The organism is Streptomyces sp. NPDC088732, from assembly GCF_044751205.1.
GTDB lineage: Bacteria > Actinomycetota > Actinomycetes > Streptomycetales > Streptomycetaceae > Actinacidiphila.
This window is the reverse complement of record NZ_JBIVLI010000042.1, coordinates 1-19210: the sequence shown is the minus strand read 5'-3', so window position 1 is coordinate 19210 and position 19210 is coordinate 1. Positions and strand designations below refer to the sequence as shown.

Here is a 19210-nt window from a genome sequence, read left to right as displayed (position 1 = left end):
GAGATCACGGACGTGCTGAATGACCCGCATCTGAGCTCCGACCTGGGCAATCTGTCGGATCCACCACCGCCGGTCGAGGGAGCGGCCACGTCGTCCTTCATCCACATGGACCCGCCCGAGCACGATCGCCTGCGGCGCATGGCGATGCGTCAGTTCGGCCCCCCGCACACCCCGGGGTTGGTGATCGGCATGGAAGGGACCCTGACCGCCGTCGTCGCGGGCCTGATCGACGATTTCGCGGGCAAGGAGCGGATCGACGTCGTCGACGATTTCGCCTTCCCGTTCCCTGTGACCGTGAACTGTCGCGTGCTCGGCGTGCCCCGCGAGGTCGAACCGGATGTCCACCGCTGGGTGAGCGATCTGATGAACTCGGTCGACTACACCCCTGAGACCGACCCGAAGGAGAAACTGGACAAGGGCGTACAGGCCCGCAAGGACTTGTACCAGTGCCTCGGCGAGCTGGTGGAACAGAGCCACCGCCGGCCGGGAGACGGCCTGTTGTCACGACTGGCCAACGACGACGGGCCCGACGGCCGGATGACCGACGCCGAGATCGTCGCCACCGCCAGACTGCTCCTCGTCGCGGGCCATGAGACCGTCGTCAATCTCATCACCAACGGCATGCTGACACTGCTGCGCCACCCGCAGGTGCTGCGGCGACTGCGCGACGAACCGGACCTCGTCGTGCCACTGGTCGAGGAACTGCTGCGCTACGAGCCCCCCGTGCAGATCATTCCCTGGCGGGTGGCATACAGCGACATCACCGTCGCCGACACCGTCATCCCCCAGGGCTCCCAGATCATGCTCATGCTGGCCTCGGGCAGCCGTGATCCGAAGCGCTTCCACGATCCGGACCGCTTCGACCCGGATCGGCACGACAACCAGCACCTGGGGTTCGGCAGCGGCATCCATCTGTGCTTCGGCGGCCCGCTGGCCCGGCGGGAAACCCAGACCGCGCTGACCGAGCTGGTACGCCGGCTCGACCGCCCCAGGCTGGTCACCGACCCGCCGCCGTACCGGCGCAGCCCCGTTCTGCGGGGTCCGGTCCATCTCGAGATCGAGCAGGGTGACGGTTGACTCGGCAGCGAGCGGGGGCCGTTGAAAGGCCGCGCCCCCTCGGCCGACAGACCGCCGAGCCGCCCGACGCGGAGGGCAGAGCAAGGTCAGCGGATCAGGACCTCGGCCTCGATCTCCACCGGGATGCGGAAGGGGCGCTCCGCGAGACCGACTGCAGACCGGGCAGATCAGCCGCATCCCCTTCGGCCAGCCCTTCAGGCAGTCGCCGGCCGGCTCGGCCACCCAGGTCCCGTCGCGGATCTCGCCATCGGGTTCGACGGCCGACGTCCGGGCGGCCTGCGGGATCTGCGGGATTGCGGCGTGGATGGCGTCGGTGATGGTCGTCCCCACCGAGTGCGACAGCCGACGTCCGCGCGCGGTCTGCCAGTTCAGGAGGGCATGGGTGCCGCCCGCGGAGTCGGTCCGGATCGGTGTCTGGCGCCCGCGCCGGAACGTCTTCGGCAGCTGGGCCGGCGTCATCCGGGTGGCTTCGATGTGGTCGGCGGCGGTGTTGGAGCCGGCGTTCGTGTGACGATCCGGGCCGGGACCGCCGTGATCGACGGCACCGTCTGCCCCACTTGGGACTGGAACCACCACAACGACCTGCACTCGGTCAAGGCCGGTTACGCCGGCATGAATGTGCAGATCGCCTGCTTGATGGACGGCGATCTCGTCGCGGTCGGACCGGTGCCGATACCCGGGGCGCGCCACGACGCGCACGCCCACGCCTCGGGCCTCAAAAACCTGATGGACGGCATCCATCAACTCGCCGACCTCGGCTACGTCGGCGTCGGCCTCGTGCCGTAAAAGCGCCTACCCGGCCGCGACCTGCCGGAGAACCACAAGCGGGACAACGCCCTGCTCCCCAGCGTGCGCGCGGCCGTCGAACGCGCCGCCGTCACCGGACTCATCAACCTACGAAGGTTCATGAGAGTCGCTTACGACTAGGGCTCCGGGATTCTCGTCGAGAACGGCCAGGAACCTCTCGGCGCGGCGAGCGAAGAGGTGGGCCCCGCGTTCGCCGGATCGGGTGCGGGCTTCCTCTGCGGCGGCTCGCACGACATCGACGGGTTCGCCGCGGGCCTGCAGCAGGCGCGCGCGCAGGAGCAGGAGAAGCCCTTCGGCGTAGCGTTGACCGTGGGCTTTGATGGCCTGGTCGGCCTGGTCGAGGGCGGAAGCGGCCCGGTCGGGCAGCTCGGCTGCCAACCACATCTCGGCCACCAGTCCGTACCAGTAGGCGAGGCCCCATCTCGGCGGGTCGGCCAGGGTCGCGGCCAGGAGTTGTTCGGCCTTGGCCGCGGCGCCGGCCGGGTCATCGCCGGTGAGGGCACGGGCCCAGTACCAGTCCAGCCGTATATAGGTTTCCTGGGCGACGCCGGGAAGGTCGGCGCTGGCCGCGACCCACCTTTCGGTCGCTTGCATCGCCCAGTCCGCGTCACCGGCCATCGAGGCAGCCATGGTCTGGTAACGGGTCCAGCCCGACATCTCGAAGAGGTCCCCCTCGGCCTGGTACACCGTGCCGAGCAGGGAACGCCCCGTCTCGACATCGCCATGCAGCGAGGTAATGACCCCCAAATAGCCGATCCACTCATCGGGGATCCGCCAGCGTCCGCGGTCGTCACGGCGTCGAATCGGGACACCTCCGACCTGGTCGGCAAGGTGGTACAGACTTTCTTGAGCCGGTCCCGGGTGCGGGTCGGCCGAATTCGCGAGCAGCGAGGCAACGTCGTCCGCGGTGGTACGGCCCAACCAGCTGAAACACTGATAGGCCGCGCCGATGTCGCCGATGTCCCAGTGGTACAGGCCCCAGGCCTGCCGGCCGTACGCCTGGATTTTCGGGTCCGCGGACGCCTGGCCCTGCTCATGCAGCCGGCGAGCCCACATCCCGCGGTCTTTCTCGGTGGAGACGTAGGCCCCGGTCATCCGATAGAAGAGGAACTCGGCCTCGGCCGTCTCGCGGCCGAGTCTGCGGGCCAGATATGCGCCCCGTTCCAGCAGATCGTACGTCGAGCCGCCCATTCCCGGAGGCTCGACGGCGAGGAGGTTGAGCAGCGCCAGGACGGACAGTTCGATCTCCGGCAGTCCTGCTGTCCGGGCGATCTGGATGGCCGATTCCAGGTTCCGATAGGCGGCCGCGAACGCGAGCTTGGTCGCCGCGCGGCGACCGGCGCGTGCCAGTGCCTTCGCGGTGCGACCCGAGTCGGCCAGGGGGCCGGCGGCCCACAGGTGGTAGGCGAGGCGTTCGGCGACGGACTCGTCGTCGGCGTGGATGGGTTCGAGGGCGTCGGCGACGCGCAGATGCAGCTGGACGGCCTGCTGCCGCGCGGTGGCCTCGGTGATCGACTCGCGGATCAGGTCGTGCGCGAAGTGCCACGAGAACGGGTCTTCCGGCTTGGCCTCCAGGAGACCGAGTTCTTGCAGCGGTTCGAGGCATTCGAGGCATTCCGCGATCTCGACGCCCATCGCGCGGGCAAGTAGGTCGAGGTCCACGTCGCGGCCGATGACCGCGGCGGTACGCAGCAGGCTGTGAGCGCTGTCGTCGAGGCCGGTCATCCGATCGCGGACGACGTCTCGCACGGTGGCCGGCACGCCGGCTGGTACGGATGCGCCGCCGTCGCCGAGCGAACCACCCTCGCTGAGCAGCCGGGACAGCTCCTGGACGAAGAACGGATTGCCGGCGGTGCGAGCATGGATGCCGCGGGCGACTTCGGCGCCGGGCTCGCGGCCGGTTTCGCGGCGGATGAGCTCGGTCACGTCGGTCAGGCCGAGCGGGCCGAGCCGGATCCTGCGGTGGCCGGGCAGCCGGCCGACGGTCGCCAGGACCCGCGACAGGCTGGAGCCGGGTACGGGTGCGCGATCGCGTAGCGCTCCGATGATCACCGTGCCGGTGGGCGGCCGGGCCGTCAGGTGGCCGAACAGCTGGAGTGAGGCGGCGTCGGCCCACTGCAGGTCATCGACGATCAGCAGCATGGGCCGTTGCGCCGAGGCATGCCCGACGACGGTGACGACCTGCTCGAACAGGCGGAACTGTGCACGGCTGTCGGGAATCGCCGACCCGGTGGCGTAGTCGTCCGGAGATTGGAAGAGTCCGCCGAGCTCGCCGGCGAGCCACTTCTCCCGCAACGGCGCGGGGAGGCTGTCGAGAATCGGGCGGAGTGTCTGCTCCCAGGGCCACATCGACGGTGTTCCGTCGCCTTCCAGGCACGAACCCCAGACGACCAGCGCGCCACGCCGACTCGCTTCTGCAGCGATCTCCTGCAGCAGCCGGGTCTTGCCCACGCCCGGCTCCCCTTGGACGATGCCGAGCGCCGCACTGCCGGTGAAAGCCTTCTCCACGGCTTGGCGCAGTACGGCGAGTTCCTCGACCCTGCCGACGAGGCCGGCTTCCTTCCGCGCCGAAGCGGCGGCCGTACTCGCCACGGGCGGCGAGGTCTGGGGCTGCGTCAGCACGTGCAGGTGTGCGGCCCGTATATCCGGACCGGGATCGATGCCGAGTTCGTCGGCGAGGCAGGCGCGGACCCTGTGGTACGCCGACAGTGCCTCGGCCCGGCGTCCCGCGGCCCCCAGGGTGGTGATGAGGCCGGCGTGGACGGGTTCGTGGAACGGCGATGTCGATGCGGCGAGTTGCAGCGCCGACAGCACCGATTCCGGTCGGCGCAGCGACACGGCCAGCTTGGCCGCTTCGGTGCACGCGGCGCGGAACTCGTCGTCGAGACCGGTGAAGGTCGGCAGTGCGGTCGACCTGTGGGTGAACCCGTCGCCCGCCCGGCCCCGCCAGAGACCGAGCGCTTCGACATAGCGGTCGAGCGCCGTTTCCTGGCGTTGCTGTGCCATGGCCTCTTTGGCGGTCGCAACGAGTTCTCGGAAGGTGAGGAGGTCCAGGGCGCCGGGGGCGGTGGAGAACAAATAGGCGTTGCCGCGGCGGTGCAGGTAGGAGCCGGATTCACGGGCGGGGATCGCGGGTTCGAGCAGTCGCCGCAACGCGCCGACGTATTTGTGGATGATGTTGAGCGCGCTGTTGGGGACGTCATCGCCCCAGATCAGGTCGATCAGCTCGCCCGTGCTGGTCGGCCGGCCGGCGCGGGCCAGCAGCAGCGCCAGGAGGTATGCCTGTTGTCGTGGCCCGGCATCCAGTTCGACACCGTCGCGCCAGATCCGTAGCGGGCCCAAGATCTGCAGATACGGCGAAGATCGGCCGGCCGGCTGATCCTCGCCGCCAGAGGGGACTACGGGGACTGACACCGCGGTACCTCTCGCCTCCAGAACAGCAATCGCTGGAAGCCTATCGTTTCGCTCCCGTCCGGCGCGAGTGACTTCCGAGGCGCGGACCGGAGCCGTTCCGGACGCCGAGCCGACGCTGTGTCAAGCCGTTCCGTCGGTGGGTTCCGGCTGGGTGTCCGGCGTGTAGAGCTCTTCCTCGCTGACGACCGGTGCGGTGGTTTCTTCAGGACGTCCGACTCGCGCGGCCGAGCCGAACAGGTGGCCGCGCGCCGGCCGCACGGGGGCGAAGGAGGCGAAGCCCCGCTGGCTCGGGATGTCGTCGTACACCGCCTCCATACCGCCGCGGATCAGGTACGTTTCGTGCCAGAAGCCGGTGCCGCCGCTGTCGCGCAGGAAGTCTCGCCACCAGCGCCGGTGCGGTTCGGACCGCGCCCATGACAAGAGCGAAGGCAGGTCGCGCCAGTACTGGCGGATGCCGACGTGCATGGGGAACAGCGACCACAGCAGCGACTCGTGCGACAGCATGCCTTCCGGCCGGTCTTTCCCGGATTGGCCGATCTGCGGGCCGTAGCCGGCCAAGGTGCGCAGGCCGTAGAGCCGATTGACTCGCATACCGAGGTAGACGACCACGAGGTCGGGATATGGAGTGAGGTCGACTGTCTGCCGATTGACGCGCGTAGGCATCGCTGGTGTCTCCTTGGCTCGTTGGGTGACGGGCCAAAGCTAGTGACCGGCACGGAATGGACACTTGACGTCGACTGAATGCGCGGGCGGCGGCATCCGTGCGGTCGCACTCAGCTGTGGAGTTCGGCGAGCAGGCCGCCGGCGCGCGCACAGCAACCCTCTGCCCAGGCGGAGTTTACAAACGTTGGAGCAGTTTCCGGGTCGGCGCCATCCCGCACTCGCCTTCCGAGATCTGCCCTAGCACAGCTGTGGGCGCGCCGGTGGTGCTTCCGTGCGCCCCATCCCTCATTCGGGTGGTGAATGGCATCATGGCTGCTCATGACGCCCGGGCCTGCCTTCCGTCTCGCACGTGCCGCGGTGTTCGCGGCCGTGTGTGTCGCGGTGACAGGTCTTGGACATGCGCTGATGTCGCGGTCGGTTCCGGGCTGGGCGGTGGGGTACGCATTCGCCGCGACGACCGCGGGCGCGTGGTGGCTGGCGGGTCGACGTGAGCGCGGCGCGGCAGTGGTGCTGGGCGCGACCGTGGTGACCCAATTCGCCTTGCACGGCTGGTTCGGCCTCGCCCAGGCCTTCGCCGCGGCTCCTTCGGGTGCCGGGGACGGTGCTGTCGGCCATCAGGTTTCGGGCTCCGCGGAAGCAATGCCCATGAGCAGCGCCGCGATGAGCGGCTGGTCGCCCGGCATGTTCGGCGCGCACGCCCTCGCGGCGGTGCTGTGCGGCCTGTGGCTGTGGCGCGGTGAGGCTGCTGCCTTCCGGCTCGGCCGCTCCTTGGCCGCGTTCGTCTTCGCTCCTTTGCGCAGGGCCTTCCTCGTCCATGTCGTGGTCAGCCCACCGGCGCAGGCGACGCGAGTGTCCCTTCACGCCCCCTCGCGGCTGTCTCAGCAGGCGGCCCTGTGGCACGGCGTCACCCGGCGCGGCCCGCCGCGGCCGGCGATGTGCTCCTGACCGTCCGTCTCGCTGCTGTGCGATGACGGGCGCAGTGCGGCGTGCCCGCACGCACGCCGTACCGCCGTTGAGGCGGACACAATCGTCGGCTTTGTGAGCGCCCGCGCCCCGCGCGCCGGGCGCCGATTGGGGATGCAGCAATGTCATCGACACAAGAAGAAGCGTCAAGGGACAACGCCCTCATAGCGGCATCGGCTGCCCCGGGAAGCGGTCCCGAACAAAGGGGCCGATCGTGGAAGGGGGTCCGGGCGCTGCTCGTGCGGCTGCACTTCTACGCGGGTGTGTTCGTCGCCCCCTTCCTGCTGGTGGCCGCTCTGACGGGGCTGGCCTACACCTTCACACCCCAGCTCGACCAGCTCTTCTACGGCGATCAGCTCGGCGTGGCGAAGGTGGGAGACACAGCGCGCCCGATCGCCGAACAGATCGCCGCGGCCCGGAAGTCCCACCCGGAGGGCACCTTGTCCTCGGTGATCACTCCGCCCGGGCCGGATGACACGACGCGGGTGGTCCTGTCACTGCCGGAACTGGGCGACAACCAGCGCACGGTGTTCGTCGACCCCTACACCACCGAGGTCAAGGGGGCGCTGACCACGTGGTACGGCTCCACCCCGCTGACGACGTGGCTGGACGACCTGCACCGCAATCTGCACCTTGGCGAGACCGGCCGGCTGTACTCGGAGGTCGCCGCCAGCTGGCTGTGGGTGATCGTCGCCGGAGGGCTCGTCCTGTGGCTCGGACGTGCCCGCGGGCAACGCGCCAGGTCGGCACGGGGCGTGCTGCTGCCCGACCGCTCCGCGGGCGGAGTGCGGCGTACCCGCAGTTGGCACGCTGCCACCGGCGTATGGCTCGCCGTCGGCCTGCTCGGTCTCAGCGCCACCGGCCTGACCTGGTCCCACTACGCCGGCGCCCGGTTCGGGGAATTGCTGGACGCGACCAAGGGGCATGCGCCCGCGCTGGCCACCGCCCTGCCGGGCGGGCCGGACGCAGGCGAGGGCGGGCCCGCGGGGCACGCCGGACACGGCACGGGCGCCGGCCCGGCGCCGGCCGACCCAGCCGACTTTGACACGGTCCTCGCGGTCGCCCGCGAGGCGGGGCTCGGTGGCCGGGTGGAGCTGACGCCGCCCGCCGATGCGACGAGTGCGTGGACCGTGGCCCAGGACGACGACCTCTGGCCGGTCCACTACGACCAGGTCGCCGTCGACGCCGCCAAGGGCGAGGTCACCTCGGAGAGCCGCTGGGTCGACTACCCACTGCCGGCCAAGCTCAGCAAACTCGGCGTCCAGGGCCACATGGGCCTGCTGTTCGGCATCGTCAACCAGATCCTGCTGGCGCTGGTCGCGGTCGGCCTGATCTCCGTCATCGTGTGGGGCTACCGCATGTGGTGGCAGCGCCGCCCCACGCGTGGCGACCGCACGGCGGCCCTCGGGAAGGCCCCCGCACGAGGGGCGTGGCGACAACTCCCGCTGCCGGTGCTGATCATCGGCGTCCCGGCCGTCGCCGCGCTCGGCTGGGCCCTGCCTCTGCTGGGCATCACGCTGATCGCGTTCCTCTTCTACGACATGGCGTTCGGGCTCTACCTGCGGCGCCCCGCCCCCTGACGTCGCAGCGAGCGAAGGTGCCTCCGGGTCGGGCACACCACTGTGCCCGACCCGGAGGCCACCGAAAGAGCGTCAGACGCTCCCCGCAGTTCGCGCAGCCCAGCGATCCTCGACCTTGGCGACGCGCCAGTACGCGATCGCGATGGCCCACACGACGACGAAGAGGCCGACGATCACGTAGCCGACGTTGTCGAGATCGAGGCCGGCGACCCAGCCCGTGACCCCGTCCGTCATGTCGAGCTTGTCGTGCAGGACCCCGACAAGCTCGATGGTGCCGATGACGAAAGCGACGGCGATGGACAGACCGGTGATGGTGAGGTTGTAGTAGACCTTGCGCACGGGGTTGGAGAACGCCCACTGGTAGGCGAAGTTCATGAACGTCCCGTCGAGGGTGTCGAACAGGCTCATCCCGGCGGCGAACAGCAGCGGCAGGCACAGGATCGCGTACCAGGGCAGACCGGCGGCGGCCCCGCTGCCCGCCATCACCATCAGCGCGACCTCGGTGGCGGTGTCGAACCCGAGCCCGAAGAGGAAGCCGAGTGGGTACATCTGCCCGGGACGCGTGATGGAGCGGGTGAGCCTGCCGAGGACGCGATTCATGAACCCCCTCGATTCCAGGTGGGTTTCGAGCTCGCGTTCGTCGAAGAAACCCGTGCGCATCTTCTTGAAGACCCGCAGTATGCCCAGGAGGGCGACGAGGTTCAGCACGGCGATGAGATAGAGGAACGTGCCGGAAACGGTGGTTCCGACCACGCCCAGCGCCTGGTGCGTTCCGGAGTCCTCGTCTGCCAGGGTGCCTGCCAGACGGGCGCCGCCGGCGACCAGCGCCGCCAGGACCACCACGACGCTGGAATGCCCGAGGGCGAACCAGAAGCCCACCGACACCGGGCGTTTGCCGTCCGCCATGAGCTTGCGCGTGGTGTTGTCGATGGCGGCGATGTGGTCGGCGTCGAAGGCGTGCCGCATTCCGAGGGTGTAGGCGGTGATACCGAGGCCGAGCCCGAAAGCCTCGGAACCGACCCGGTAGTCGTTCGGTGTCACCAGCAGGAACAGGACGCCGAAAGCGACCACGTGCAACGCGGCGATCACGGCCATCAGGGCCGCGGTGCGGAGCGTGTCCTCGCGCCGCCAGCGGAACGGCCCGGCGGACGGGACGGACGGGACGGATGGGGGCAGGGTCATGCGGTCACGCTCCAGCACCTCGTGGATCAACTCGTGAGATGCCGCGGCCGGTCTCCTGGCTTACGGGCGAAGCGCGCCCGCCCCTGCCTTCCCGGCCTGTGAGGACCAGTGGCACCGCCGAAGCGGAAGGGGCGGGAACTACCCGATCACAGTGGCGAGGGCCGCCCCGGACTGAGCCTTGCATCGGCTGTCACCGGTCTTCCCGAGCACCACGGCGCCATCACCCTAGGAGCGCGGGCTCTCCGCCTGCAAGGCTGCACAGGTGCAAAGACGCACAGGTATTCAAGATCACATCCTCGGCTGCCAGGATGGCGCCCATGCACCTTGTTCCCGCCGAGCGGGCGGGCCACCGAACCATTGACGGCCACCGTGTCTGCGACGCTGTCGCGGCCATTGGAGAACCTGGGCATGTACGGGCCTGGGCGGATCGATTCTCGCTGCTCGCCGACCCGGGCCGCCTCGCCCTGCTGCTGGCTCTCCGGACGGCGGGCCCGATAGCGGTCACCGACCTGGCCGTCGCCACGGGCATGACGGACACGGCGGTCTCCCAGGCCCTGCGGCTGCTGCGGGCCGCCGGCATCGTCACCGGTGACCGACAGGGCCGGATCGTCCGCTACCGCATCGTGGACGACATGACCGGGCAACTGCTGGGACACTGCGCGGACCCTCAGGGAGACGGGGCCGCCGACATGTGACGTTGCCGTCGCCCGCCGGCCGACGACGAGCTGGTTGACACCCGGCGCCTGCGAGACCCCTTCGGTGGACCGAGATCGGGACGGGCAGGTGAGCCCGGCGGGCCCCACCGGCCCCGCACACCGTGCGGGCGGGGCCGGATGCGCGTCAGCCGTCAGGCGCCGGAGGCGGTCTTCGCGGCGGTGAAGCGCGCGGTGACGTCGGTCCAGTTGACGAGGTCCCAGAGCTTGGTGACGTAGTCGGGGCGGACGTTCTTGTACTGCAGGTAGTACGCGTGCTCCCAGGCGTCGAAGACCAGGAGCGGGGTCGTGCCCTGGCCGACGTTGCCGTGGTGGTCGTAGACCTGCTCGACGATCAGGCGCTTGCCGAGGGGTTCCCATGCCAGGACGCCCCATCCGGAGCCCTGGACGGAGGCCGTGGCGACGGTGAGCTGCTTCTTGAAGGCCTCGAAGCCGCCGAGGTGCTCGTCAATGGCGTCGGCCAGGGCGCCGTCCGGGCGGTCACCGCCGTCCGGGGAGAGGTTCTGCCAGAAGATCGAGTGCAGGACGTGGCCGGAGAGGTTGAACGCGAAGGTCTTCTCCAGCCCGACCAGGCCGGTGGGGGTGAGGGCGTCCTTGTCGCGGGCCTCCGCGATCTGCTCCAAGGTGTCGTTGGCGCCCTTGACGTAGGCGGCGTGGTGCTTGGCGTGGTGGAGCTCCAGGATCTGTCCGGTGATGGCCGGCTCCAGCGCGGCGTAGTCGTAGGGCATATCAGGAAGCGAGTACGTGCCCATCAGGCACAACCCCTTTCTGCGAGGGTGATCGATTGCGCCAGGATCACCCTACGCCTCTTGTTGCGATGAACTTGCAACAGCGACAGAAGTGCATCAGCATGTTCCCTGGACGGGGTCGGCCCCTCAGCCTTCGGAGTCGTCGTGTCCGCGGTCCCGGACGCGGCACCCCCCGCGGGGTGATCGTCTTTCCAGCCGGCACCTGCCGGTTCTGGCCGACCCCGCCCACCCCGGCCCGACCCCTCCCACTGGGACCCTTGACTGGATCATTGCCTTATAAGCATTCGCCGTTAACTGCGAACAGCTTGCAAGTAGTTTTCTGTGGCGCCTACTTTGACATGTCCCTAGGTATGTCCAGAAAGAGGCGCTCATGTCCACCGCTCCACCGCCCGCCGCAACGGGAGCTCCGACCCTGCTCAACCGTGTCCGGCACGCGCTCAGTCCTCGCGAGTGGGCGCGGGTCGGCGGCATGGCTGCCTTCGTCATCGGCCTGCACGTGATCGGCTGGTTCACCCTCGTCGCCGTCGTCGCGCCGGAGCACTACAGCCTCGGCACGAAGAGCTTCGGCATCGGCATCGGCGTGACCGCCTACACCCTGGGCATGCGCCACGCCTTCGACGCCGACCACATAGCCGCGATCGACAACACCACCCGCAAGCTGATGGGTGAAGGGCAGCGGCCGCTGTCCGTCGGCTTCTGGTTCTCCCTCGGGCACTCCTCGATCGTCTTCGGGCTGGCCTTCCTGCTGTCGCTGGGCGTCAAAGCTCTCGCCGGGCCGGTCGAGAACGACGACTCACAACTGCACAACGTCACCGGCTGGATCGGCACGACCGTCTCCGGCACGTTCCTCTACGTCATCGCCTTCATCAACCTGCTGATCCTCGCCGGCATCTGGAAGGTGTTCCGGCAGATGCGGTCCGGCCACTTCGACGAGGCCGCGCTGGAAGAGCAGCTGAACAACCGCGGCTTCATGAACCGGATCCTGGGCCGTGTGATGAAGTCCATCACCAAGCCCTGGCAGATGTACCCGCTCGGCCTGCTCTTCGGACTCGGCTTCGACACCGCCACCGAGATCGCCCTGCTCGTCCTCGCCGGTTCCGGCGCCGCCTCAGGGCTGCCTTGGTACGCGATCCTCTGCCTGCCCGTGCTGTTCGCGGCCGGCATGTCGCTGCTGGACACCATCGACGGCTCGTTCATGAACTTCGCCTACGAATGGGCCTTCTCCAAGCCGGTCCGGAAGGTCTACTACAACCTCACCATCACCGGCCTGTCAGTCGCCGTCGCGCTCATCATCGGCACCGTCGAACTGCTGGGCCTGATCGCCGAGAAGGCCGGCCTGCACGGCGCGTTCTGGGACTGGGTCTCCGGCCTCGACCTCAACATCATCGGCTTCATCATCGTCGGGCTCTTCTTCGCCACCTGGCTCGTGGCCCTGCTGGTGTGGAAGTTCGGTCGCATCGAGGAGAAGTGGACCGCGGGTCTGCGTCCCGCGGAGCCGCGCGCCGACTGAGCCGCCGTCTCGAGTCCCACCCGATCCGAACGCCCCTGGACCATCCCGACCGGTCCGGGGGCGTTCGCGTGGTTCGACCGTCTCCGCGAGACGTCGCGCGGGCTGGATTCACCACGTTCTTCGCCGCAGCGCGCAGCGTTCTCGTGACGTCCCCGCGGGAAGCCCAGGAGGTGGTGCCGCGTATTACGGCACCCTTGCCGTGCTGGACGTCGGGACCAGGTCGTCCCCGTCGTCCTGCAAGGTGGAGACCGCGCTGAAGATGTAGAAGCACCCCGCCGTCACCACCGCCACGCCGGCCAGGACGGGGGTCCACGCCCTCAGTTTGGCAGTGGCCGACTGCCCGCGAAAGCGTCCTTCCACGATCGAGAATCCACGGATGGTGGCAACCCCGACGCCCGTGAGAGTCAGCGCCATCCCGACGCCGAAGGTGATCACGATGGCCAGAGCACCGAGCGCGCGGCCCGTCAGCAGCCCGCTGACGAAGATCAGGAACGCCGACGGCGACGGCAGCAGGCCACCCGAGAGCGCCAGAGCCGTCAGGCCCTGACGCGACCACGGATTGGTCAACTGCTCGACGTGGTGGTGCGCGTGGGCGGTCTCGTCGTGCGCGTGCGCGTGCGCGTGATCGTGATCGTGCCCGTGAGAGTGGCCCTCCGCATGGGAGTGGCCGTGCCCGTGGGAGTGCCCATGTCCGTGCCCATGAGAACGGCGGCGGTCGCGGAGGTGCCGGTACACCAGACCCACACCCACGATCGCGACGACCGCTCCCGCCGCGACCTGCATCCAGGCGGTGGCGGTCCGGGTGCTGACCGCCGTACTGCTGACCCCCACCCACAGCAGCGCGAGAACCAGCACCGAGAAGGTGTGCATCGTGGCGACGATGACGCCGAGGCGCACCGCGTCCTTGTAGTGTCCGCGCGTGCCGACCAGGTAGGCGGCGGTGATGCTCTTGCCGTGGCCAGGGGCAACCGCGTGAGCGGCACCGACGCCGAGCGCGACGACCAGGACCACCCAGAACAGGGATTGCCCGTCGAAGAGGGCGATCAGGTGGTTGTCGAGACTGCCTATCCCTGTCATGCGTTGCTCCTGGTACCGGTGCCGGCGTCGGCGGGTGCTGGGTCGTGCGTAGTGGAGTCCTGACCCGGCGGGAGCAGGGACTCGGTCGGCGGGTGGGCCGCCACGGCAGAAGGGCCCGCCACTTGGGCGGCCTTGCGGCGGCGCGACCGCCGGAGGACGAAGCCGCCGATGGCCAGGGCGGCTGCCACGGTCCCGATGGCGAAGGCCACGACCGTCCCGCGGACGCTGCCCCCGGAGGCCGTGAACCGTACGTGCGCGGTCGGCTGGGCGGAGGTGAACAGCGTCGGCTGCGTCTGAGCGGGACCAGTCGCGGTGAGCATGGTCCGGTACGCGGGGTGGAGGTCGGTGAGCGAGGTGATCGTGACGTCCACCGCCGTCACCGGAGCCGGGCAGTCGAAGGCCACTTGGGCTCCGCGGGCGAGGAAGTCCCGCATGTCCTCCACCACAGCGCCGTGGCAGGGGTGTCCCGCCTGTGCGACGGTGATGTGTTTGAGCAGGTAGCTGCGGATGGTCGGCGCCTCCTGCAAGCGCTGCGTGAACGACAGGTTCGAGGAGTTCGCGCCACCCTGGCCGCCGAACACGCCCAACGACTCGCCGAGTGCGACCCAGTCGAGCTTGTCGGTGTTCCACGCGATCAGCAGGCGGGAGCCCTGGACGCTGGCGCCGGCGGTGGACGGCGGGCCGAACGGGTGGGCCGAGGCGGAGGGCGCGGGGCCGGCCAGAGCGGTCACGATCGCCAGCACGGCCCCTGCCAGCGCCGTGCCCGGCGTCGGGCGTGCCGAACGCCTCAAGCGGGCTGGGAAGTGAAGGGACAAGGGTGCGGATCTTTCGTGCGGCCTGGTGGGGGCGGACATCAACGGCGCGATGGCACGTGCCGAAACCGCACTCTGTACAACCAGTCGGACACGTTCGCGACAATCGCATGGAGGCCGGATGAACATGACGATCACCGACCCCTACGGGAGCATCGGCGTACCGACGGTCCGCGGGGTCTCTCCGATCCACCCGGGGTCCGAGACCGCCAGCTGCCCTGACGTGATCCGCAGCAGGCCGGCGTTAACGAGATCGACGGCGGCCGGCCCATCCGGAGTGTCGCAAGCACCCGGACTGAACAATTGATCGATTCCGGTAGCGCGCAGCGGTCCCGATCCTTCGTCCACCGACACGTCTCTCAGCACTACGGACCTGGCGGACTCGTGCCCCTGCTGGGCAAGGAACGGCGCGAACACCTGCCAGTCGCCGAATTCCGGTACAGAGCAGAGGAAGCTTTCGACGGCCGTCACGAATCGCCGCACGCGGGCGCCCGACGAGCCGGCTGCCAGAGCGTGCAGTGCCCCCAGCGGCCCGCCGAATTCGGAGCTCACCTCGACCTGCCCGTCGGCCGAGACGGTCGTGGTCTCCTGAACATCCCAATTCCAGGACGCATGCTCCTGCTCATTGGAAAACTGCCAACGGGTGTTCCGGTGAGCCAACAACATCCCCGCGCTGTGCGGCTTGAGGTCGATCATCTGCATGCGCCAGGACCTGTCGTCGAACAGGTACATACGCCACATCCGGCGCGGCCAGTACTCGACCAGTGCCAGCGGACGCTCCTGCACGGACAGCAGAACCGCGTACTCCATCCCGGCAGCATGCCTGCGTGCCGCTACCGCGCGCGGCATCGGGTCCGGATGCGTCGTCCCCTGCTGGGAACCCCACATGTTGCCGTACGACACATCAAGACTGTCGAAGATCACAGCCGCGCATCTCCCCCCGTGGCACCAGCCGCCACCGAGCGGTGGCGCTCGACGGGTGACCCTGCCGCTTCGCTCTGCCCTTCCGGAGCTTCGTTGTGCCGCCAGTGTGGCACTGAGGTGTGACACACAGGCTTGTGGGAGGCCAGCAACCTGCTGTTACCGACGATATGGGCCGCCCCAGGTGACGAAACACAGTCGGTTCGGCGGCCCCCGTCGTGATCCATGCGCTCGCGTCAGCGACGACACTCAGGGGCGGAAACGTGGCCACTCCTGTGCGGGTGCACTCCTGCCCAACTTGTCCACGTGCCAATTTCCGTGTTCGATCCCACGCCCGCTTGAGGTCCGTGGGAGGAAAGGGTCAAGAGTGGAACGGCGGCCAGCTACCTCGTCTTGAATTCGACCTTGCCTGCGCTCATCCGAAAACTGCCACTGGAGTACAGCATCGGACGGGCCTCCACGTGATTCCCGCTGTACTTCTCAACATGCCGAATCTCAATGCCGCCAGGGGCGGTGAAGTCGATCAACGCAATGGCGACCCAGTAAGACAGGTTGCGATTATTGAACAGCGGTACTGTGACAGTCGAGCCCCGCCCATCGGTTACAACTGCCCGAGCACCGTACGACTTGAACGAGCCGACACCATTCTCAACCGCGCTGTACGCGCAGATGAGCACATATCCCTGCAGGTCAGGACGCCGGATCGTGATCGTCTCCCGCCCCGGCCTCCGGGAATCGCCATCAAGAGCGATGAATGGCGCAGCCGTGAGCGATCCCAAATTCCGGTAATAAATCACCTGTTCGGATTTGCTCGGCTTGGCGCCCTTGGGCGTCACCAGACTTCGAGGAACATGCAACGCGTAGAGATCCAGATCCGCCCCGGCCCTCCGTCTGGCATCACTGCCTCCGTTCCATTCGAGCATGGCTGTTACGGCGAGGCTTGGATCTTCCTTTCGCATGTTGATCGTTGCCTGGCCACCTTTGGTGAGCACAACCCTTCCCAGAGGACCCGGCGGGGGCAGCGGCGCCATCGGCGGCCGTTGCGGTGCAGCGGACGGAACGGTAAGGGCGCGAACCGGCTGGGCACTTGTCGCATGTCGCGACGGGCTCGGCGACTCAGGGGGCCTTGCGGCCGCAGCGGCCGAGACGGGGCCAGGGTCGTCGACTACGATCCCGAAATCCCTGGCCAGACCCGCCAACCCAGTGTCCCAGCCCTGGCCCACGGCACGAACCTTCCAGGAGCCGGCACGGCGGTAGAACTCGACGACAACCGCGACCGTCTCCTGGTTTGCGAGGGGCGGTGGGGCGAACATAATGCGGCCATCTCCGCAGTCGACCACCGCGCGCGGGGTACTGCTCGCATCGAAGTGCGGAGCCGAACATTGTGGGTCAATGCTGGCTACCACAGCGATTCGATCAACTGAACCGGGTACCGCAGCCAGGTCCGCAGCGATGGTTTGACCTGCAAGGCTCACACCGTCCTGAGAGCGGTGGTTGTAGAAGACCAGGTCCTCATCTGTCCGCACTTTGCCATCCTGGGCCAAGAGAACAGCTGAGACATCAATGCCCGTCGTCGGCGTAGTGACGGTGACTTGGCAGGTGTTGCCCAGCAAGGGAGCATTACCGCCCTTGGTGAGGTTCGTGATCATTCGTGGCCTCCCGGAGTGCTTCACCCATGGTGGTCCGTTGAGTCGGTTCGCGCCGGGAAACGGCTGATGTTCCGCGGTTGAATCCACGTCCCGAGTGGCAGCCGGTGGCGGTGGGTCTGAGGGCCGTTGCGGCTGTGCCGCGGGCGTGGCCCGTAAGGGTCCGGAGGGGGTAGGGCCTCAGGGCCGTCCCGTATAAGCACGTGACCTGTGGGTTTGCCGGACGGTACGGTCGCTGGGTGGAGCCGAAGCGACCGAACAAGTGCCCATTGCACGGGGCCGGGGTGCGTCCTGGTCATCTGGTCGGGCGGCGTCTCGAACGAGTGCTTGCGTCGTGGCACTTGTATGGCGCGGAGCCCCGGACAGGCCCGCTTGATGTGTGGCTGATCGACGGCGAGGAGGCTGCCATCGGTCCCCATTGAGGGATACGACATGGCGGAGTCCGGCCGCGTTGAGGTGGCGCCCATTCACCGCGAGGCCCCGTTCGCAGACCATCTCGGCGAGACGGTCTTGGCGGTATACGAGGAGGCGGACCCGGACACCGGCCGGCTCGCGCTTGAGCTCACCTTCGAGTCCGGCCGTGTCCGGTGCGAGACCTGGTCCGGGGATCTGCGACTGTCCAGCAAGTGATCAGTGCACCACTACCGGCGGAAGTGTGAGAATCACGCAGAGACGGCGTACACCGCGCCATGGTCGGCATCGCACGAATGCACAACCTCCTCCTCGCCGGGTGAGCCGTCCGCCTGGAAGGGGCACTCGTGGCCCACCCTGCCAAAGATCCTTTACGGGACAGCCCTCAGGAGGCGTCCACCACGGCAGGGGCCACCTACAGTCGGAGTATGCGCATCGTCTCCCTGCTCCCGGCCGCGACCGACATCGTGGCCGAACTCGGCCTGGCCGCGCAGTTGGCCGGGCGGACACACGAGTGCGACTGGCCGCCGGAGGCCGTCGCATCCGTGCCCGTCGTCACCGGTGCCGCCTTCGCGCCGGACGACCTGAGCAGCAGGGAGATCTCGGACGCCGTCGGAGGCGCCGCTCACTCCGGTTCCTCCCTCTACACCCTGGACACCGAGGCGTTGGCGGCCGCCGAACCCGATGTCGTTCTCACCCAGGACCTCTGCGAGGTGTGTGCCGTCTCCTACCAGCGGGTGAGCCAGGCGGTACGCGTCATGGACACCGGCACCCGGGTTCTGAGCCTGGAACCACGGACCCTGGACGACGTGCTGGACTGCATGGTCACGGTCGGCGATGTGCTCGGCGTCCGCGACCGGGCCGAAAGACGCCGGGCCGAACTTCGGCACCGCCTGGACCGGGTGTCCCGTCTGACAGCCGGTCGGCCGCGCCCTCGTGTCGTGGCGATCGAGTGGCTCGATCCCCTGTGGCCGGCGGGCCACTGGGTGCCGGAGCAGATCGGCCGCGCCGGGGGCGAGGCCCTGCTGGCCGCACCCGGTGAGCACACCAAGCCCATGACCTGGGAAGCGGTCGTCTCGGCGCGCCCCGATGTCGTCCTGGTCCTGCCGTGCGGCTTCTCGCCTGAGCGGACGCTGCGCGAACGAGAAGCCCTGACCGCGCTGCCGGGCTGGGCGGATCTGCCCGCCGCCCGGGCCGGCAGGGTGTGGGTCCTGGACGGCCCGGCCTACTTCAACCGCCCCGGCCCTCGCGTGGTGCGCGGCGCGGAGGTGCTCGCCCATGTACTGCACGACGTGCAGGCCGGGGAGGCGGTGACGTCGGCGGAGGCGCGGCCGTTCTGACAATCGTTCAGGCGCGAGCGGCCTCGTCCCCGCCTGCGACGGCCAGTGGGTGTCTGCCCGGCAGACGTGCCCACGAGTCCGAGTGCCTGCACGCTGCACGCTGCACGCTGCACGCGCAACGCGGCGGGGTGCCCCGCCGCTCCGGGGAAGCCCCCGTCCTCCATCTGCTGCTGCGCGATCCGCGCGATGCCCTCGTCCACGTCCGCATCGCCGTCGCGTTCCCCGATTGCTGGTAACACTCAGGGGCCGGCCTAGTACTGCAACGGTCTTTGTCGTGACGGGTGGGCAGCTTCGGGTGGTGTGTGACCGCGTCGTTTGTAGTGGCTGATTCGGGCTTGGTGTTGT

The 19210-nt window shown here is 68.7% G+C and carries 17 protein-coding genes and 1 riboswitch; of the genes, 9 read left to right on the top strand and 8 right to left on the bottom strand.

The genetic code is table 11. The features are described from left to right. Positions 1–105 precede the first annotated feature (105 nt). From ACIP9H_RS40890 to ACIP9H_RS40880, 3 genes are all read left to right on the top strand, one after another. The gene (locus ACIP9H_RS40890; RefSeq protein ID WP_401964105.1) at positions 106–1077 is read left to right on the top strand and encodes a cytochrome P450; all 972 of its coding nucleotides are present in this window, start codon (positions 106–108) and stop codon (positions 1075–1077) included. 304 nt (positions 1078–1381) lie between these two features. After that, positions 1382–1588 (top strand): hypothetical protein, encoded by a 207-nt coding sequence (locus ACIP9H_RS40885; protein WP_401581260.1) that lies wholly within the window; start codon positions 1382–1384, stop codon positions 1586–1588. After that, positions 1585–1863 carry a hypothetical protein gene (locus ACIP9H_RS40880; protein WP_401581262.1) on the top strand — a complete coding sequence of 93 codons (279 nt, stop codon included), beginning with the start codon at positions 1585–1587 and terminating at the stop codon, positions 1861–1863. The genes ACIP9H_RS40885 and ACIP9H_RS40880 overlap by 4 nt, the downstream gene beginning before the upstream one ends. Positions 1864–1971: 108 nt before the next feature. Here ACIP9H_RS40880 and ACIP9H_RS40875 read toward each other — a convergent pair whose 3' ends face one another. Beyond that, positions 1972–5298: a BTAD domain-containing putative transcriptional regulator gene (locus tag ACIP9H_RS40875; protein WP_401581264.1), complete on the bottom strand. Its 3327-nt coding sequence runs from the start codon at positions 5296–5298 to the stop codon at positions 1972–1974. Positions 5299–5418: 120 nt separating this feature from the next. Further along, on the bottom strand, positions 5419–5907 hold the full coding sequence (locus ACIP9H_RS40870) for a monooxygenase family protein (RefSeq protein WP_401964080.1): 489 nt from the start codon (positions 5905–5907) through the stop codon (positions 5419–5421). A gap of 459 nt (positions 5908–6366) precedes the next feature. Between ACIP9H_RS40870 and ACIP9H_RS40865 the strand changes: the two genes are divergently transcribed. Both ACIP9H_RS40865 and ACIP9H_RS40860 read left to right on the top strand, forming a co-directional pair. Further along, positions 6367–6906 carry a hypothetical protein gene (locus ACIP9H_RS40865; protein WP_401581269.1) on the top strand — a complete coding sequence of 180 codons (540 nt, stop codon included), beginning with the start codon at positions 6367–6369 and terminating at the stop codon, positions 6904–6906. A gap of 140 nt (positions 6907–7046) precedes the next feature. Beyond that, entirely contained in the window at positions 7047–8504 is a 1458-nt protein-coding gene (locus tag ACIP9H_RS40860; RefSeq protein ID WP_401581272.1) for a PepSY-associated TM helix domain-containing protein, read from the top strand. Between the two features lie 72 nt (positions 8505–8576). Here the strand turns inward: ACIP9H_RS40860 and ACIP9H_RS40855 are convergent, their stop codons facing one another. Next, entirely contained in the window at positions 8577–9686 is a 1110-nt protein-coding gene (locus tag ACIP9H_RS40855) for a HoxN/HupN/NixA family nickel/cobalt transporter (protein WP_401581275.1), read from the bottom strand. Between the two features lie 27 nt (positions 9687–9713). Next, a riboswitch (cobalamin riboswitch) is annotated at positions 9714–9915 on the bottom strand. Between the two features lie 88 nt (positions 9916–10003). Between ACIP9H_RS40855 and ACIP9H_RS40850 the strand changes: the two genes are divergently transcribed. Then, complete coding sequence (locus ACIP9H_RS40850) at positions 10004–10381, top strand: ArsR/SmtB family transcription factor (RefSeq protein ID WP_401581276.1); 378 nt, start codon at positions 10004–10006, stop codon at positions 10379–10381. Positions 10382–10533: 152 nt separating this feature from the next. Here the strand turns inward: ACIP9H_RS40850 and ACIP9H_RS40845 are convergent, their stop codons facing one another. After that, a complete protein-coding gene (locus tag ACIP9H_RS40845; RefSeq protein ID WP_401581279.1) occupies positions 10534–11151 on the bottom strand; it encodes a superoxide dismutase in 618 nt (205 codons plus the stop codon). A 367-nt stretch (positions 11152–11518) separates the two neighbouring features. On the opposite strand from ACIP9H_RS40845, the gene ACIP9H_RS40840 reads away from it, so the two are divergent. Then, positions 11519–12658, top strand: coding sequence for a HoxN/HupN/NixA family nickel/cobalt transporter (locus ACIP9H_RS40840; RefSeq protein ID WP_401581282.1), 1140 nt, complete (start codon positions 11519–11521; stop codon positions 12656–12658). A 183-nt stretch (positions 12659–12841) separates the two neighbouring features. Here the strand turns inward: ACIP9H_RS40840 and ACIP9H_RS40835 are convergent, their stop codons facing one another. The 4 genes from ACIP9H_RS40835 to ACIP9H_RS40820 all read right to left on the bottom strand — a co-directional run bounded on the left by ACIP9H_RS40835 (position 12842) and on the right by ACIP9H_RS40820 (position 17117). Further along, positions 12842–13735: a hypothetical protein gene (locus tag ACIP9H_RS40835; RefSeq protein WP_401964077.1), complete on the bottom strand. Its 894-nt coding sequence runs from the start codon at positions 13733–13735 to the stop codon at positions 12842–12844. Beyond that, a complete protein-coding gene (locus ACIP9H_RS40830; protein WP_401964075.1) occupies positions 13732–14526 on the bottom strand; it encodes a hypothetical protein in 795 nt (264 codons plus the stop codon). The genes ACIP9H_RS40835 and ACIP9H_RS40830 overlap by 4 nt, the downstream gene beginning before the upstream one ends. Positions 14527–14691: 165 nt before the next feature. Beyond that, positions 14692–15471 (bottom strand): hypothetical protein, encoded by a 780-nt coding sequence (locus ACIP9H_RS40825; RefSeq protein ID WP_401964074.1) that lies wholly within the window; start codon positions 15469–15471, stop codon positions 14692–14694. 380 nt (positions 15472–15851) lie between these two features. Then, positions 15852–17117, bottom strand: a complete 1266-nt coding sequence (locus tag ACIP9H_RS40820) for a TerD family protein (protein WP_401964072.1) — start codon at positions 17115–17117, stop codon at positions 15852–15854. Positions 17118–17546: 429 nt separating this feature from the next. On the opposite strand from ACIP9H_RS40820, the gene ACIP9H_RS40815 reads away from it, so the two are divergent. Further along, positions 17547–17744: a hypothetical protein gene (locus ACIP9H_RS40815; protein WP_401964070.1), complete on the top strand. Its 198-nt coding sequence runs from the start codon at positions 17547–17549 to the stop codon at positions 17742–17744. Positions 17745–17953: 209 nt separating this feature from the next. Further along, on the top strand, positions 17954–18865 hold the full coding sequence (locus ACIP9H_RS40810; RefSeq protein ID WP_401964069.1) for a cobalamin-binding protein: 912 nt from the start codon (positions 17954–17956) through the stop codon (positions 18863–18865). Positions 18866–19210: the final 345 nt, after the last annotated feature.